We start from the raw sequence: 15277 nt of genomic DNA, 5'->3' as shown, positions 1-15277 counted from the left end.
CGCGACCCGGCGTCCTCGGCTCACCTCTGCACTCCGCTGTACTACCGGTTGTACTACCGGTGTGCTCCGGGACGAAATAGCGGGGGAGCCCGGCCGCTTACATACAACGATGACCACGGGGCGGACCGCGCTCCACCGCAAGGGAGGGGACGGGAGCCGATGAGCCTTCGTCAGTTCGAGTACGCCCTGGCCGTCGCCGAGGAGGGATCGGTGACGGCGGCGGCCGAACTGCTGCGCGTCGCCCAGCCGTCGGTGTCCCAGCAGATCCGCGGCCTGGAACGGGAACTGGGCGTGACCCTGTTCACCCGCACGCCGACCGGCCTGGTGCCCACCGTGGTCGGCCGGGCGTTCCTGCGGGAGGCGGAGGTCGCCGTGAGCGCGGTGCGGCGGGCGCGGGCGACCGCGCGGGCCGGCGCCGACGAGCTGGTGGGCGAACTGGCGGTGGCGGCGCAGATGGGCCTGGGCACGCGGCAGTTGCCCGGTGCCCTGAGCGCGCTGCGCCTGCGCTTCCCGCGCCTTGAGGTCACCGTCTTCGAGGAGCCGAACCCCGCCGAGCTGGAGCGCCTCGCGCGCGGCGGCGTACTGGACCTCGCCCTGATGGCCGGGCCGTGCGGGGAAGGCCTGTACGAGGGCCACCACCTCGGGGACGAGGAGTTCGTCGTGGTCCTTCCCGCCGGGCATCCGCAGCTCGCCGCGGACCGGGTCGCGCTGCGCGAGCTGGAGCGCGAGCCGTGGGTGCGGTTCGACCAGAGCAGCGCCCTCGACGGCGTACTGCGGGACGTGCTGCGGGACAACGAGCTGACCCCGACCACGGTCGCCCGCGTGTCCCAGACGGCGACGGCCGTGCGCTGGGCCGCCCACGGTCTCGGCGTGACGCTCGTCCCGGCCTCCGCGGTGCCCCACGGGCACGAGCACCTCGTCCGGCCGGTGTGCCCGGTCGTGTCGCTGCCCGTCGTCGCCGCGGTCCGGCCCGGCTCGGGCCCGGCGGAGACGGCCCTGCTCGACCTCCTGCGGCTGGAGACCTGGCACCGGGCCGCCTTCTTCGCGCCGGTGTCCTGACGGCCGGGGCCGCCTCAGCGGTAGGCGCCGAGGAAGGCGCTGACACCCGCGTCGGCGTAGCGGTCGAGCTCTTCCTGGGTGTGCTGCGGGCCGCCGTGGAACATGGCCTGGTTCACGGGGATCCAGAGCAGCAGGCCGGAGAAGTGGTGGGCGGCGAGCAGCGGGTCGTCGATCCGGAGCAGCCCCGCGTCGGCCAGGTGCCGGAAGGTGCCCGCCAGGGTGGCGAGGACCCGCTCGAAGCCCTGCTCGTACCAGGCCGCGCCGAGCTCGGGGAAGGTGTCGGCGTTGGCGATGACCAGGCGGCGCAGCTGGAGGACCTGGGGCTGGGTCAGGGCGGTCAGGAACTGCCGGGCGAGGCGGGCGAGGTTCTCCTCCAGGCGGTCGGCGTCGGCCGGGATGTCGGCCACCAGGTCGATCATGGCGTCGGCCCGATGGGTGGTGGCCAGGACGATCTCGGCGAACAGCTTCTCCTTGTCGGCGAAGTGCTTGTAGACGGTCTGCTTGGAGACGGCCGCCAGCTTCGCGATGTCGTCCATGCTGGTGCCCGCGTACCCCTTGTCGACGAACACCTGCGTGGCGGCGTCCATGATCGCCCCGCGCTTACGGGCCGACCTGCTCTGCTCGGTCGCTTCCATCCCGGCTCCCTTCGGTACTGGACAGTCCAGTTCTGACCCGACTACTGTAGCGCTCACACCGCGAGGAGTACTGAACCGTCTAGTTCTAGTTGGGGGATCGCGCCATGACGTCGCACACGATCGGAGCTCCCGTCGCCGCAGGCACCGCAGGCGCTGCGGCGACCGCTCGGCCGGAGGCCCGTACCCTCCTGGCCGGAGCCGTCGTGGCCGGTCCGCTGTTCCTGGGCGCGGGCCTGATCCAGGGGCTCGCGCGGGACGGCTTCGACTTCACCCGCAACGCGCTCAGCCAGCTGAGCCTCGGCGGCCCGGGCTGGATCCAGGTGGCCAGCTTCCTGCTGACGGGCATGCTGCTGATCGCCGGTGCCGTCGGCATGCGCCGCGTGCTGCGCGGCGGACCCGGCGGGGTGTGGGCGCCCCGGCTGACCGCTGTCTTCGGCGCGTCGTTCCTGCTCTCCGCGGTCTTCACCGCCGACCCCGGCGCCGGTTTCCCCGCGGGTGCCCCCGACGCCCGTGCCGCGTCCATGAGCTGGCACGGCACTCTGCACATGCTCAGCGGCATGGTGGGCTACCTCGCCCTGTGCGCGGCCTTCCTCGTGCTGGCCTGCCACTTCGCCGCTCACGGAGTCCGGGGGTGGGCCGTCGCTAGCCGCCTCGTCGCCGCCGCCGTCCTCGTCGGCTTCGCGGGCTCCGCCGCCACCGTCCTGGCCTTCACTGCCGGGGCGGGTCTGGGCCTGCTGGGCCTTGCCGCGGTCACCACCCGCCTGGCCGGGGCGTACGCCTCCGCCAGTCGCTGAGCCCTCCACCCGCCCCTTCACTCACTCACCCACCAGAGACAGGACACGGCAATGGCCCAGACAGGCAACGGCCCGGCGAGCTACTTCCCCTCCATCGAGAAGAAGCACGGGCGCCCGATCGCGGACTGGATGGACCTCATCCGCAGCTCGCCGCTGACCAAGCACATGGAGCTCGTCGCCTGGCTCAAGGCCGAACACGGACTGGGTCACGGACACGCGAACGCCCTGGTCGCCCACACGCGCGCCGAAGACGCCGGCAAGTAGGCCGACGCCCCCCGGCCGAGGGGCCTTCGGGTCCCGTGGCGGGGGCGTTCGTGCTTCCCGCCGTTGTCCGTACGGCCGCCGCGGACTCCCTGCCGGGGTGCGGCACGGTCAATGTGAGGCGGTGGGTAAAGTACAGCCGACTTTGCTCACCATTTACTCTCATTACTCTCACATGACCGAAATTGGCAGGAGTCGCAGCATGCCCCACCCCATACGTCCGGGTCGCACCGCGGTGCTGGCCGCCGCCTCGCTGTTCGCGATCCCCGCCCTCGCCGGCTGCGGCGGCGGGTCCGACGACGCGGGCAAGGGCGGGCGGACGTCCACCGTGACCCCGACCGGGGGGACGGGCGGGCTGCCCGCGGCCCTCACCGGCCAGCGCCTGTCCTGGAGTCCCTGCCCCGCGCCGTCCGCCGCCCAGGGCGCCGCCGAAGCGCCCGGCAAGGGATGGCAGTGCGCCACCATGAAGGCGCCCCTCGACTACGCCGAGCCGAAGGGCGAGACCGTCGGCGTGGCCCTCATCCGCAAGAAGGCCACCGACTCCGACCAGCGCATCGGCTCCCTCGTCTACAACTTCGGCGGCCCCGGCGCCTCCGGCGTCGCCACGCTCCCGCAGGCGGCCGAGGACTACACCAAGCTCAACGCCGCCTACGACCTGGTCAGTTTCGACCCGCGCGGCGTCGGCAACACCACGACCGTCAAGTGCCTGGACGACAAGACGCTCGACACCGACCCGGGCAGCGGGGACGCGCTCAAGGACGCCGAGCGGATCACCCGGGCCTGCGAGAAGAACTCCGCCAAGGTGCTCCCGCACGTCGGCACCGCCACCACCGCGCGCGACATGGACCTGATGCGCCAGGTGCTCGGCGACAAGAAGCTGAACTACTTCGGCATCTCCTACGGCACCGAACTCGGCGGGGTCTACGCGCACCTGTTCCCCAGGAACGTCGGCCGTACCGTCTTCGACGCGGTCGTCGATCCGAGCCAGGACCCGGTGCGGACGGGCCTCGCCCAGGCCGCGGCCTTCCAGAAGTCGCTGGAGTCCGCCATGGCCTACTGCGCCAAGGAGTACACCGACAATTGCCCGACCGGTAAGAGCGCCGCCGAGGGCAACCGGCGCGTCAACGCCATGCTGGCCAAGCTCGACAAGAAGCCCGCGCCCACCGAGAGCGGCCGCAAGCTCACCAAGGAACTCGCCCTGACCGGCATCGGCGCCACCCTGTACGCGGGCGAGGAGGGCTGGGAGGCCCTGACGCAGAGCCTGGGCGAGACGATGCAGGGCGGCACCGGCGACAACCTGCTGATGCTCGCCGACTCCTACAACGGCCGTGACGACAAGGGCCGTTACAGCAACATGCACGCCGCCAACGCCGCGATCACCTGCGCCGACACCCGCAGCCGCCACACCCGGGCCGACGTGGACGACAAGCGTCCGGCCTTCGAGAAGGCCTCCCCGGTCTTCGGCCCGTCCATGGTGGAGGGCCTGCTCGGCTGCGCGCAGTGGCCGGTGCGCGGCGCGGCGGACAAGCCCGAGGTGGCCGCGCCCGGCGCCGACCCGATCGTGGTCGTCGGCAACACCGGCGACCCGGCCACGCCCGTCGAGGGCGCCCGGCGCATGGCCCGGCAACTGGGCAAGGGCGTCGGCGTCACCCTGACCGTCGACGGCGAGGGCCACGGCACCTACGGCGAGAACCGCTGCGCCACCAAGGCGATCGACACGTTCCTGATCGACGGCAAGGCCCCGGCCGACGGCACCGTCTGCAAGTAGCCCCCCGGCGTCCACGCCCCGCACCGCCACCTGCTGGCCCTCCGCACGCCCCAGGTGCCGGGCTTGCCGAAGGGGTCGCGTTGTCGTCCGGGAATGAACCTGGTCCTCCGGTTCGTTGCGGAACAGCAGTACAGATACCCCCACCCGTATTTTTGAATACCCCCGGGGGTACGGTGAGAGCGATCGTGCCAGGAGGAAACATGAAGGTCGTCATCGTCGGTGGCGTCGCGGGCGGGATGTCGGCCGCGACGCGGCTGCGACGGCTGGAGGAGGACGCGGAGATCGTGGTCCTTGAGCGCGGTGCCCACGTCAGCTACGCCAACTGCGGACTGCCCTACTACCTGGGCGGCGTCATCGAGGAGCGCGACGCACTCCTGCTGCAGACGCCGGAGGCCCTGCGCGCCCGGTTCGGCCTGGACGTGCGGGTGCGCAGCGAGGCCGTCTCGATCGACCTCGCGGCCCGCACCGTACGCGTACGCGACCTGGTCGGCGGCGGCGAGTACGAGGAGGCGTACGACCGGCTCGTCCTCAGCCCCGGTGCCCGGCCCTTCGTGCCCGACCTGCCCGGCATCGAGCGGGCCCGCACCCTGCGGGACGTGGCCGACGCGGACCGCGTCGCCGCTGATCTCGACGCGGGCGCCCGTACCGCCGTGGTGGTCGGGGCAGGCTTCATCGGTGTGGAGGCCGCGGAGAATCTGCGCGAGCGCGGGCTGACGGTGACGCTGGTCGAACTGGCCGACCAGGTGCTGCCGCCGCTCGACGCGGAGATGGCCGCGCCGCTCACCACCGAGCTGCGAGCCCACGGCGTACGGGTCGAACTCGGTGCCCAGCCGGCCGCCGTGGGGCCGGACCAGGTCACGCTGGCCGACGGACGCACCCTGGCCGCCGATCTGGTGGTCCTTGCGATCGGCGTACGACCGGAGACGGCGCTGGCCCGTGCCGCGGGTCTGGCCGTCGGACCGCGCGGCGGCATCGCCGTCGACGCATGCCAGCGCACCAGCGACCCGCGGGTGTACGCGGTCGGCGACGCGGCGGAGAAGCGCGACGCGCTGACCGGTGAACCGGCCCTGGTCCCGCTGGCCAACCTGGCCAATCGGCACGGACGCCTCGTCGCCGACGTGATCGCCGGGCGGCCGGTGCGGGCCCGGGAAGCGGCCGGTACGGCGGTCGTGAAGGTCTTCGGCCGCACCGCGGCAGCCACCGGCTGGAACGAGAAGCGACTGCGTGCCGCAGGCCGTCCGTACCAGGCCGTGCACCTGCACCCCGGTTCCCACGCCGGCTACTACCCGGGGGCCTCCCCGATCGCCCTCAAGGTCCTGTACGACCCCGACGACCTGCGGATCCTGGGTGCCCAGGCGGTCGGCACCGAGGGCGTGGAGAAGCGCGTCGACGTGATCGCCACCGCGATGGCGGGCGGTCTCACCGCCCCGGACCTGGCCGATCTGGAGCTCGCCTACGCCCCGCCGTACGGCTCGGCCAAGGACTCGGTGAACATGGCCGGAATGATCGCCGAGAACCTGGCCACCGGGACCGGTCGAGCGGTGCAGTGGCACGAACTGGACGCCGCGCTCGCCGACGGCGCCGCCCTGATCGACGTCCGCACCGCGGCCGAGCACGCCCGCGGTTCGATCCCCGGCGCGCTCAACATCCCGGTCGACCAGCTGCGCGACCGCCTTGACGAGATCCCTGCCGGGCAGCCGCTGATCGTCCACTGCCAGGTCGGACTGCGCGGCCACACCGCGGCCCGCCTCCTGACCCAGCTCACCGGCCGTCCCACCGCCAACCTCGACGGCGGCTACGCCACCTGGGCCGCCGCGCGGACCACCTGTCCGGACGCGGCCGACCCGGCGCGCTCCGCTCCTCTCGCCGCCTGAACCACGACTTTCCCGACCAGCCCCGGAACGAAGAAGGAACCCCTGTGAACACCCCTCTCACCCCGCCCCAGCTGGAGTCCCGCATCGCCGACGGCGTCCTCGTCGTGGATGTCCGCTCCGCCTCCGAGTACGCCCAGGGCCACGTCCCCGGCGCCGTCAACGTCCCCCTCGACTCCGTACGCGCACTGCTGCCCGACCTGCGCGAGACGGCGCAACGCCGCGGACTGGCAGTCGTCTGCGCCTCGGGGGCCCGTTCCCGCACGGCCTGCGAACGACTGGAGCAAGCCGGGATCGACGCGGCCGAACTGGCGGGCGGCACCGACGCCTGGCAGTCCGCCGGTCTGCCCCTCGCTGTCGCCGACCTGCCGGTCCAGCGCCAGGTCTGGGCGATGGACCGGCAGGTGCGCTTCGCCGCGGGCGCCCTCGTCCTGACCGGCCTCGCCGTGGGCCTGCGCGTCCCCCGCGCCCGGCTGCTGTCCGCCGGGATCGCCGCGGGCCTGGTGTACTCGGGCGTCAGCGGCACCTGCGGCATGGCCGCGGTCCTGGCCAAGCTGCCGCACAACCGGCCGCACCCGCAGACCCTCGACGCGGCACGCGCGGGCCTGCACGGCTGACCCACCCCGGGCGGGCGGTACCGCGACCGCCGCCCGCCCACCCCTGCGACAGAACGGAAGCGGCCCCCATGACCGCCCACAACGAAGAGACGATGACCGCCGTCCTGAACCGGCTGCGCCGCGCCCAGGGACAGCTCTCCGGCGTCATCGCGATGATCGAGGCAGGCCGCGACTGCAAGGACGTGGTCACCCAGCTCGCCGCGGTCTCCCGCGCACTCGACCGGGCCGGATTCAAGATCATCGCGAGTGGGATGCGCGAGTGCCTCGCCGCCACGGACGGCGAGCGCCCGCCGCTGACCGAGGAGGAACTGGAGAAGCTGTTCCTGAGCCTGGCCTGATGCCCGTGGGCGCCGGGCACCGCCAGGGGTCCGGGGCCTCGCCGGGACGCGGGCCCGTCGTGGCTGATCGCGCGGTTCCCCGCGTCCCTGCGGGGCGCTGTTCGGGCCGGGGCCTCAGATGCCGATCAGGGTCAGTGAGAGCCGGGAGGGGGCGAGCGCCTCGACGGCGTGCGGCGCCGAGGCCGGCAGGTACAGGAGCCCGCCCGGACGCAGGTCGGCGATCTGGTCGCCCGCGGTCACGCGCAGCCGCCCGTCGATCGCCTGGAGCAGCACGGGGCACGGCGCACGGTGCTCCTTGAGCACGTGCCCGGCCTCGAAGGCCAGCACGACCACCCGCGCCCCGCCCGCGTTGAGCACGGTGTGGTGGCCGAGCTTCCCCTCCTCCACCGGCGCCAGCTCCCGCAGGTCCTCGAACAGCGTGATCTCGTCATCGCTCATGGTCAGACATTCTTCCCCGTAACCAACGACCTCGCTGCCGCGCCGCGCCCGCCAGCTGCTCGGGCAGCAGGGTCCCCTCCGACACCTCGATGACGATGGCGCCATCACGTTCGGAGGAGCTCAACTCGGCTGGGCCTGCGGTCTCGGACGCGGAAGACGGGTCGCCCCTGACCAACGATCGGCCTCTTGGCTCAGCCCGGTCCTCCTGCCGCTGGGCGCGAGCTGTCCGTAGCTCTGACACCTTCCTGACAACTGCGCGTTAACCTCCGAAATCCGTCCACGGCGAGCGGGGAAGCAGTCCTCGGTTCGTGGGCGGTCTTATGCAAGGTGACACACCGATGGAAGGTGCGCCGGGCATCCGCGGCGCCTCATCGCGCCCGGGGGCGGTGGGCGTACCGATCCATCGATGAGGATGTGAGAGGCAGGACCCCGCATGGCGGCGGAGACGCACAGCAGGAAGTCCTTCGGCGGTCGAGTCGGTACAGCGGCGCTGTGCGCGGGTGCCGCGGTGACCGTGCTCGGGGCGGTCATGCCCCACCCGGCCATGGCCGGTGCGGCCTCGCCCGGCACCGGGGCCGGTTCGCCGTCGGTGGGACGGGTGACCTACGACCTGGGGAACCAGGCGTTCGTGCCCGCGCCGCCGTACCGGGGGAAGAACGAGATCGCCGCGGTGGTGCACTATCCGAAGGGGCCGGGAGCCAAGGGCGTGGCCCCGGGCAGGCATCCACTGATCGTCATGCAGCACGGCCTGTGGAACACCTGCGCCGACCGTGCCGCGCAGCATCGGATGACGAAGGCCAGGAAGGCGCTGGCCGCGGCCGAGAAGGCCGGTGACAAGGCCGAAGCGGACAGGCAGCTGAAGATCATGGGCAAGATGGGCGACCGGTTGTCGGCGTGGCCGTGCAGGCCGGGCATCGCTCCGCTGCCGAGCAGCTCCGGCTACGACTACCTGGCCAAGGACCTGGCCCGGCAGGGCTTCGTGGTGGTCTCCATGGGAGCCAACGGCATCAACGCCACCAGCGGCGGTCAGGCCGACTCCGTCTACCAGGCGCGCGCCGCCCTCATCAACAAGCACCTGGATCTGTGGCGGCAACTCGACGCGGGCAAGGGCCCTTTGAAGGGCAAGCTCAAGGATGCGAAGACCGGCCGGGCGAGTGCCGTCTCCTTCACCCAGCACGTGGACCTCGGGCGGGTCGGCACTCTCGGGCACTCCATGGGCGGCGGCGGAGTCATGCAGCACGCCTCCGACAAGCGGCACGGTGACTGGCCCGCCGGGGTGAAGGTGAAGGCGGCACTCGGCCTCGCCCCCACCGCCACCTGGGAGAACGAGCCCGTCACCCGGGTCCCGATGGCCGTGCTGTGGGGAACCTGCGACCAGGTCAACACCGGTGAGTACGTCAAGTGGAACAAGGGCCGCAACAAGGCGCCGCTCCACGGCATCACCCTCACCGGCGGCAACCACAACTACTTCAACACCCAGTGGTCTCCCCGCAGCGGGCAGGTAGCCGGTGAGAACGACGCCGTTCCCGGGAAGCGGCCCGGCCGCTGCGTCGCCCAGGACGGCACCGACCAGCAGCACAAGGGGCTCGACGAGACCACCCAGCGCAGGATCGCCACGGGTTACACCAGCGCCTTCTTCCGCCGCTACCTGATGAACGACACCTCCGTCCAGGCCCTCCTGACGGGCCGCAAGAAGCTGCCCCAGGTGCCGGACGTCGTGAAGGTCGAGTACGTGAAGCCGCACTGAAGGCGACCCGCGAAGCGGCGTGGCACGCGCCCCCCTTGCTCGTGCGAGGTCACCAGAACTGTGCCAGGGGGCCCACCTTGTACGCCGCCGTGTCGACGCTGATGTTGCCTGCGAAGGGGTGGTCGAGGACGACGACGAGCAGCAGGCTGAACCCGATGAGGGCGGCGACCGAGCCGACGAAGAGGAGCTGGACGCGGCGGCTGCTGATGCCGTAGAGGAAGGTCAGGGGGATGAAGGCGAGCGCGCCGCCGTACACCAGGGTCTTCAGCAGCCCGGGCAGTTCCTGGCCGGCGATGGTCATGCGGGCGCGGCGCTGGGTGACCACCTCGTTGAGGTCGTCGGTCGCCTTGCGGTAGAAGGCCTTCTCCCGCTCCGTACGCGGCTCGTACGTCTGGAGCGAGGTGAACAGGTCACGCATCTGCTGCTGGGCGACGGAGTACCGGGGCTTGCCGGTGCGCATGAGGGGCCACTGCACGTCGACCACCTTGTGGGTGTAGGCGCCGACGGCCGCGTGGACACGGTCGCGTCGGGCGGGCGGGAACACCTCGCTGTCCCAGGTGAGCTGGGCCAGGGACGACGCCTCGCTCTGCACCACCGCGTCGGCGTCCTGCACCTGGGTCCACAGCGTCACGACGACGAACGCGAGAATGATGCCGTAGATGGCGCCGTACATGCCGAGGACGACGCCGACCATGTCGTTGTGCTCCCCGTCTGCCAGCTGCGGGTGCATTCGGTGTGTCAGCGCGCTGCCCCCCACTGCCAGGATGACGACGCCGCCGACGATCACGGCGGCGATCGCGGTGGTGGGCAGATTGTTCAGCAGCCACAGTTCCACAGGCCCCCCACGGAGTCTCAGGCCGCGTCGGTGACGCAACGAGTGAGCAAGCACGCTCATTTGTCGTGCGTCACCGCGGCGTCGGATATGCCGGGGAGTCGCGCGCGCCACTCGGAAGAGGGAAGCGGGAGCTAGGGCGCGGCCCGGTTTGCCGGGACGGAGCGGCCCGGTGTCCCCGGGCGGGCGACGGCACGCAGGGAAGCGTCCAGCATGCTCATCAGCTCTGCGACCCGGCTCCTGCCGGTCGGGGCGAGGGGGTATCTGTGGAGGACATCGATCAGTACCGGTGTCGCGCGCTGCCGTGTCCGCACCAGGAGATCGAGGCCCGCGTCGGGATCGTCGGGCGCGGTCAACTCGGCGACGCGCGCCGCGCATGCGGCGGCGCGCAGGATGTGGCCCACCTGGGTGGCCTTCGCGAGGGGATGAAGGTACGCGGCCGCCGCCGCGTCACCGGCCGCGCGGGCGGCCAGACAAGCGGCCTCGTCGGCCGCCTCCTTCGCCGCGCGATGCGCTGCCAGAGAGGTGACGCGCTGGACCTTGGTCCTCCGGGCGCCGTTCGCGAACTCCCACGCGGCATCGACGGCCGCGCGGGGCCGGGGGTCGCCGGGGTGGGCGTCCTCGTAGACGGAGAGGACCTCCTGCGCGCTCTCCGCCGCGAAACGCGCCACGACACGCAGCTCATCCATGGTCAACTCGAAGTCACCGGCCGCGCTCGTCACGACGGAGATCCTGCCATGGGAGGCCGGTCCCACGGACGGCCGGTCCCACGAGCGGGCGTTCGCTGGGCGGCCGGTTCCGTCGGCGGTGCGCGCCACCTTGGCCGTTCGCGACCCGGGCCGGGGGAGATCCTGGATGAGCGTGGTGAAGCAATACACTGTGTCTTGCTTCACCACACTCGATCCGGAGGCCGAAGGCGTGCTGCCGTCCGTCGCCCTGACGACACCCCAGGCCCTGGCCGGCGCATTCCTCACCCGGCCCGAGGCCGCCGCCGTGCTCCGGCTCTCGCCGAATACCGTCGGCAAGCTCCTGGCCAGCGGATTCCTGCCCGACCTCGCCGCCGCCCGGGTGCACGCCCTGGCCCGCGCCCCGCAGATCGGCGTCACGCGCGGGGAGCTGCCGGTGCTGCGCACCGGGCCGGCGGGGCCGCCGCCGCACGCGGACGACGACCGGGAGTTCATCGGGGACGCCCCGCACCTGACGGACGAACAGTTCCTCGAAGCCTCCCGTCAGTGGTGGCGGTGCGAACCGGACAAGGTCACCGCCGCCGGAGTCCTGGCCGTGGCGGTCGCGGGCTGGGTCACCGGGGTCCTGGCCATCCGCGGCCGCGGCGGCACCCGGCACGGAGGGCGGGAGGTGCGGCACTCCTTCGACGCGAGCGTCGCCGGGCGGATCACGGCCCTCGACGACCCCGGCGGCTTCCGCGTCCTGACCGCCGACCCCGCGCTGGCCGCACTCACGCGTACGCTGCTGGGCGCCCGGGTCCAGGAGGCGAGATCGGGCGGCCCGATCGCCTACCTCAAGTCGCCCCCGCACCCCCGCGACGAGACGGCTTCCCCGCACCCCCACGGAGAGATGGCATGAGCGACTTCGACGCGATCGACGCGCTGCTCGCCTCGGCGGCCGAGCCCGCCCCGCTGCCGCCCGCCGAGCGCCGCCGCGCGCTGCGCGAGGCACTGGGCCTGTCCCGGGCACAGGTGGCCCGCGCGCTCGCGGTGAGCCCGTCCACGGTCGGCGGCTGGGAGGCGGGCCGCGACCCGAGCGGCGAGGTCCGCGGCAAGTACGCGTACTTCCTGGGCCAGGCGGAGGAGAAGGTCCAGGCCCGGCTGAGCGCCGCCGGGCCTGATGAGCAGCCCGCCGAGCCGGTTGGGCCAACCGCGCAGGACCAACTCCCCGAGCCCCAGCCCTGCGTTCTGTGCGGCCGACCCGCCCGCGACCAGGTCGAGGGCTACCCGCAGCACCTGGACGCCGCCGAGTGCGCGGCCTCCGCTCCCCACGCCGAGGCCGACACGGCCACGGCCCCGGCACGGCCTGCGCACACCGCCCCCGCGGGCTCTTCAGCGGCCGAGCCGGACACCGCCCCCGCGGGCCCCCCAGCGGCCGAGCCGCACACCGCACCCTCGGGCCCCTCAGCGGCCGAGCCGGGCACCGCGCCCGCCACGATCACCCGCACCGTCCGCAGCCCGGGCCGGGGCGTGAAGGTCGTCCCCGTCGGCCGCCGCGCCCAGACCGCCGCGGCCGCCTCCCCGGACCTGATCGGCACGGCCGTGGCCGAGACCCTCGCGCAGCACCACGGCGACGTCGAGGCGGCCACCGCGGCCCTGATCAAGCGCGCCATCCCGGACGCGATGGCGCTCCTCGACCACACCCGTACCGGCGGCCGCTACGACATCGTCGCCCACCCCTGGATGCCCGACATCCTGCGCAGGCAGAGCGCGCGTGGCGCCGACCGCATCTGGGAGGCGCGCCCCAAGTGGACCCGCCCGGAACTCCCCGCCGGGCAGCACGAGGTGACCGCCCTCGACATCAACGGCGCGTACCTGTCCGCGCTCAAGACCCATCTGCCGATCGGCCAGCTGGAACACTCCACGGGCACCCCCCACGACCGGCGCCGGGCCGGAGTCCACCTGATCACCCCGCCCGCGTGGGAGCACGACCACGTACTCCCCAACCCGCTCGGCAGCCGCGACGAGCCGGGCCCCCTGTGGGTGACCGAACCGACCCTGCGCCTGCTGCTGCGCCTGTCCGGACCGAAGTACGGCCTGTGCGACCCGCCGGAGATCCACGAGTCGTTCACCTCCGGTGCCACGGAGGGGCTCCTGGAGAAGTTCCGCGTCGCCCTGAAGGACGCCCGGGACCGCGCGATCGCCGAGGACGACGAGGTGACGCTGGAGTACGTCAAGGCCATGTACTCCAAGTTCGTCTCGACGCTGGGGGAGTCGAACTACAACCGCGAGCTGTACCGCTCCGACTGGATGCACCTCATCCGCTCCCAGGCCTTCGCCAACCTCTGGATGAAGACCTACAAGGCCTACGACGAGGGCCTGATGGTGGTCCGCGCGATGGGCACCGACGAACTCCACGTCATCGGCGAATGGCGCGCCGTCTTCGAGGAGGGCCGCGGCGTGACCCAGGTGAAGGTCAAGGACACCTACACCCTCGGCGAGGACGCGGCCGTGGCCGCGCCCTGACCGCCGCCCGGCGAGGCGGACCCGCACCCGCCGCAGGGGGCGGACCGCCACACCATCCGCGCCAGCCGGGGGCATCGAGGCGTCCCGGGCTACCCGGGCGTCCCGGAATCGCCGGGGTCCTGTCCGGGCGCCTTGGCGGCGTCCGACTCGGACGCCCTGGCCGCCTCCTTCTCGGCCCGCTCCTTCTCCGCGAGGGCCTTCTTGGCCTCTTCGTCCTGCCGGGCCCTGCCCCGGCCGCGCTCGTGCTTGCCCATGACCAGTCCTTTCGTACGGGAATGCGTACGGGAAGAGGACGGCGCACGGTCGCGCCGTCCCTGCCATGTGCCCACATCCGGCCCGGCCAGGCCAGCGCAGAGGGCCGTCCGGTCGGTGGACCGCGCCGAGCGGCAGGGGCGATGCGAGGCGCGGGCTCAGCTCTCCGTGTCCGAAAACCCCTGGGCGAGGCCGCGATGCCTGTCCGCGGCCAGCCTCCCCTGGGCAGGGGTGATCGTCGATCCGGGCATGCGGCTCAGGCGTTCGACCTCTTCCGCGAGCCGCAGGTGTTCGCGGCGCGCGTGCGCACGGCAGGCGAGACAGGTGACACGGTCCGGGCGGGCCGAGGCCATCGCGTACGGCACCCGCAGCCCGCAGCCCGTGGTGACGACGCTCGGCAGATCACCGGCCAGGCCGAACGTGGCTGCCATCATGGTGCGGGTGGCGGCGTCGCCGCGGCCCACCCGCGCCTCGACGTGGATGTGCGGATCGCTGTCGCTCATGGATCCTCCCGGCCTCGGCGACGGCACAGCCCCAGCGTGCTCCCGTTGTGCGGGAGCCCGGGGCAGCCCCCCGATCTTTGTGGCTTCTGCCAGTACGGCGGCCCGTCGGAATCCGTAGAGACTGCCCAGCAGAAATCGCCATGGCGTGCCCTGGGACGGGGGCTGTGGCCACAGGCATGTCGAAACGCAGGGGAGTGCAGTGCGATGAGCGTGCAGCAGTACGACGAGATCGGTGAGGCGTTCGAGGGCTTCAAGGCCCTGCCGCTGGCACGGTACGGGGAGACGCCGAGCTTCCTGGGCATGGTGGGGGACGTGCGCGGCAAGGCGGTCCTCGACCTCGCCTCCGGCACCGGCTTCTACAGCAGGGAGCTCAAGCGTCGTGGCGCCAGCGAGGTGTTCGGCGTCGACATCTCCGGCGAAATGGTCGCCGCGGCCCAGGCGTTCGAGGAGCGCGATCCGCTGGGCGTGCGCTACGAAGTGGGTGACGTGGCCGAACTGCGGCCGCTGGGACGGCACTTCGACGTGGCCCTCGGGGTGCAGCTGCTCAACTACGCCGAAGACATCGCCGCCATGGAGCGGATGTGCCGCAACGTCCACCGCAGCCTCAAGCCCGGCGGCGACTTCTTCGTGTTCGCGCAGAACCCCGACTACCGCTTCGACGGGCCGTCGTTGGCCAAGTACGGCTTCCTCTGCGAGGCGACCGGCGAGGAGATCGAGACCGGGCCGCGCGTCCGGGTCACGGCGCTCCTCGACCCGCCGATCTCGTTCGTCGGCGCCTGTCCGCGCCGCGAGGTCTACGAACAGTGCCTGCGGGCGGCCGGATTCAGCGAGGTGGCCTGGGTGCCCGTGACGGTGTCGGAGGCGGGCGTGCGCGAGTTCGGGGCCGACTTCTGGGCGGACTGCCTCGCCAACCCGCCCCTGGAGATGCTGCGCTGCCGCGCCTGACGGGCACAGCGTCGCGGAATGAAGGA

Annotated in this window: 17 protein-coding genes; 11 read left to right on the top strand and 6 right to left on the bottom strand. The window is 72.5% G+C overall.

Translation table 11 applies throughout. The features are described from left to right. Window positions 1-159: 159 nt before the first annotated feature. A complete protein-coding gene (locus C9F11_RS01485; RefSeq protein WP_138957517.1) occupies window positions 160-1059 on the top strand; it encodes a LysR family transcriptional regulator in 900 nt (299 codons plus the stop codon). A 14-nt stretch (window positions 1060-1073) separates the two neighbouring features. On the opposite strand, the gene C9F11_RS01480 is transcribed toward C9F11_RS01485, so the two are convergent. Further along, window positions 1074-1694 carry a TetR/AcrR family transcriptional regulator gene (locus C9F11_RS01480; RefSeq protein WP_138957516.1) on the bottom strand — a complete coding sequence of 207 codons (621 nt, stop codon included), beginning with the start codon at window positions 1692-1694 and terminating at the stop codon, window positions 1074-1076. Between the two features lie 104 nt (window positions 1695-1798). Here C9F11_RS01480 and C9F11_RS01475 point away from each other — a divergent pair, with 104 nt between their 5' ends. From C9F11_RS01475 to C9F11_RS01450, 6 genes are all read left to right on the top strand, one after another. Continuing rightward, the gene (locus tag C9F11_RS01475) at window positions 1799-2488 is read left to right on the top strand and encodes a DUF998 domain-containing protein (protein WP_138957515.1); all 690 of its coding nucleotides are present in this window, start codon (window positions 1799-1801) and stop codon (window positions 2486-2488) included. A gap of 51 nt (window positions 2489-2539) precedes the next feature. After that, entirely contained in the window at window positions 2540-2752 is a 213-nt protein-coding gene (locus C9F11_RS01470; RefSeq protein WP_138957514.1) for a DUF4287 domain-containing protein, read from the top strand. Window positions 2753-2951: 199 nt separating this feature from the next. Continuing rightward, complete coding sequence (locus C9F11_RS01465) at window positions 2952-4517, top strand: alpha/beta hydrolase (RefSeq protein WP_138957513.1); 1566 nt, start codon at window positions 2952-2954, stop codon at window positions 4515-4517. Between the two features lie 200 nt (window positions 4518-4717). Continuing rightward, window positions 4718-6391 (top strand): FAD-dependent oxidoreductase, encoded by a 1674-nt coding sequence (locus C9F11_RS01460; RefSeq protein ID WP_138957512.1) that lies wholly within the window; start codon window positions 4718-4720, stop codon window positions 6389-6391. 44 nt (window positions 6392-6435) lie between these two features. Then, window positions 6436-7005, top strand: a complete 570-nt coding sequence (locus C9F11_RS01455; RefSeq protein WP_138957511.1) for a rhodanese-like domain-containing protein — start codon at window positions 6436-6438, stop codon at window positions 7003-7005. Between the two features lie 68 nt (window positions 7006-7073). Then, on the top strand, window positions 7074-7343 hold the full coding sequence (locus C9F11_RS01450) for a metal-sensitive transcriptional regulator (protein ID WP_030671004.1): 270 nt from the start codon (window positions 7074-7076) through the stop codon (window positions 7341-7343). Window positions 7344-7457: 114 nt separating this feature from the next. Here the strand turns inward: C9F11_RS01450 and C9F11_RS01445 are convergent, their stop codons facing one another. Next, window positions 7458-7781, bottom strand: a complete 324-nt coding sequence (locus C9F11_RS01445) for a cupin domain-containing protein (protein ID WP_138957510.1) — start codon at window positions 7779-7781, stop codon at window positions 7458-7460. A gap of 433 nt (window positions 7782-8214) precedes the next feature. Between C9F11_RS01445 and C9F11_RS01440 the strand changes: the two genes are divergently transcribed. Then, a complete protein-coding gene (locus C9F11_RS01440; protein ID WP_138957509.1) occupies window positions 8215-9528 on the top strand; it encodes an alpha/beta hydrolase in 1314 nt (437 codons plus the stop codon). A 49-nt stretch (window positions 9529-9577) separates the two neighbouring features. Here C9F11_RS01440 and C9F11_RS01435 read toward each other — a convergent pair whose 3' ends face one another. After that, on the bottom strand, window positions 9578-10363 hold the full coding sequence (locus C9F11_RS01435; RefSeq protein ID WP_138957508.1) for a DUF4239 domain-containing protein: 786 nt from the start codon (window positions 10361-10363) through the stop codon (window positions 9578-9580). A 131-nt stretch (window positions 10364-10494) separates the two neighbouring features. Then, window positions 10495-11082 carry a putative immunity protein gene (locus C9F11_RS01430; RefSeq protein WP_249401541.1) on the bottom strand — a complete coding sequence of 196 codons (588 nt, stop codon included), beginning with the start codon at window positions 11080-11082 and terminating at the stop codon, window positions 10495-10497. 157 nt (window positions 11083-11239) lie between these two features. Here C9F11_RS01430 and C9F11_RS01425 point away from each other — a divergent pair, with 157 nt between their 5' ends. Next, complete coding sequence (locus C9F11_RS01425) at window positions 11240-11944, top strand: helix-turn-helix domain-containing protein (protein ID WP_138957507.1); 705 nt, start codon at window positions 11240-11242, stop codon at window positions 11942-11944. Then, the gene (locus C9F11_RS01420; protein WP_138957506.1) at window positions 11941-13551 is read left to right on the top strand and encodes a helix-turn-helix transcriptional regulator; all 1611 of its coding nucleotides are present in this window, start codon (window positions 11941-11943) and stop codon (window positions 13549-13551) included. Before C9F11_RS01425 ends, C9F11_RS01420 begins: the two co-directional genes overlap by 4 nt. Before the next feature lie 89 nt (window positions 13552-13640). On the opposite strand, the gene C9F11_RS47200 is transcribed toward C9F11_RS01420, so the two are convergent. Next, window positions 13641-13805: a hypothetical protein gene (locus C9F11_RS47200; protein WP_171075598.1), complete on the bottom strand. Its 165-nt coding sequence runs from the start codon at window positions 13803-13805 to the stop codon at window positions 13641-13643. Window positions 13806-13961: 156 nt separating this feature from the next. Beyond that, window positions 13962-14306 (bottom strand): hypothetical protein, encoded by a 345-nt coding sequence (locus C9F11_RS01415; protein ID WP_138957505.1) that lies wholly within the window; start codon window positions 14304-14306, stop codon window positions 13962-13964. A gap of 204 nt (window positions 14307-14510) precedes the next feature. Here C9F11_RS01415 and C9F11_RS01410 point away from each other — a divergent pair, with 204 nt between their 5' ends. Beyond that, window positions 14511-15251 carry a class I SAM-dependent methyltransferase gene (locus C9F11_RS01410; RefSeq protein ID WP_138957504.1) on the top strand — a complete coding sequence of 247 codons (741 nt, stop codon included), beginning with the start codon at window positions 14511-14513 and terminating at the stop codon, window positions 15249-15251. The last annotated feature ends 26 nt before the right edge of the window (window positions 15252-15277 follow it).

Origin of the sequence: Streptomyces sp. YIM 121038 (assembly GCF_006088715.1) — a bacterium.
In the GTDB taxonomy this organism is placed as follows: domain Bacteria; phylum Actinomycetota; class Actinomycetes; order Streptomycetales; family Streptomycetaceae; genus Streptomyces.
Note: the sequence above shows the minus strand (reverse complement) of the source record. Positions and strands in the feature narration are given on the sequence as shown.

Bases quoted from the DNA above. Each gene is read 5' to 3' on its own strand.
- C9F11_RS01485 (WP_138957517.1), top strand. From the start codon at position 160: ATGAGCCTTCGTCAGTTCGAGTACGCCCTGGCCGTCGCCGAGGAGGGA.
- C9F11_RS01480 (WP_138957516.1), bottom strand. From the start codon at position 1,694: ATGGAAGCGACCGAGCAGAGCAGGTCGGCCCGTAAGCGCGGGGCGATC.
- C9F11_RS01475 (WP_138957515.1), top strand. From the start codon at position 1,799: ATGACGTCGCACACGATCGGAGCTCCCGTCGCCGCAGGCACCGCAGGC.
- C9F11_RS01470 (WP_138957514.1), top strand. From the start codon at position 2,540: ATGGCCCAGACAGGCAACGGCCCGGCGAGCTACTTCCCCTCCATCGAG.
- C9F11_RS01465 (WP_138957513.1), top strand. From the start codon at position 2,952: ATGCCCCACCCCATACGTCCGGGTCGCACCGCGGTGCTGGCCGCCGCC.
- C9F11_RS01460 (WP_138957512.1), top strand. From the start codon at position 4,718: ATGAAGGTCGTCATCGTCGGTGGCGTCGCGGGCGGGATGTCGGCCGCG.
- C9F11_RS01450 (WP_030671004.1), top strand. From the start codon at position 7,074: ATGACCGCCCACAACGAAGAGACGATGACCGCCGTCCTGAACCGGCTG.
- C9F11_RS01445 (WP_138957510.1), bottom strand. From the start codon at position 7,781: ATGAGCGATGACGAGATCACGCTGTTCGAGGACCTGCGGGAGCTGGCG.
- C9F11_RS01440 (WP_138957509.1), top strand. From the start codon at position 8,215: ATGGCGGCGGAGACGCACAGCAGGAAGTCCTTCGGCGGTCGAGTCGGT.
- C9F11_RS01420 (WP_138957506.1), top strand. From the start codon at position 11,941: ATGAGCGACTTCGACGCGATCGACGCGCTGCTCGCCTCGGCGGCCGAG.
- C9F11_RS47200 (WP_171075598.1), bottom strand. From the start codon at position 13,805: ATGGGCAAGCACGAGCGCGGCCGGGGCAGGGCCCGGCAGGACGAAGAG.
- C9F11_RS01415 (WP_138957505.1), bottom strand. From the start codon at position 14,306: ATGAGCGACAGCGATCCGCACATCCACGTCGAGGCGCGGGTGGGCCGC.
- C9F11_RS01410 (WP_138957504.1), top strand. From the start codon at position 14,511: ATGAGCGTGCAGCAGTACGACGAGATCGGTGAGGCGTTCGAGGGCTTC.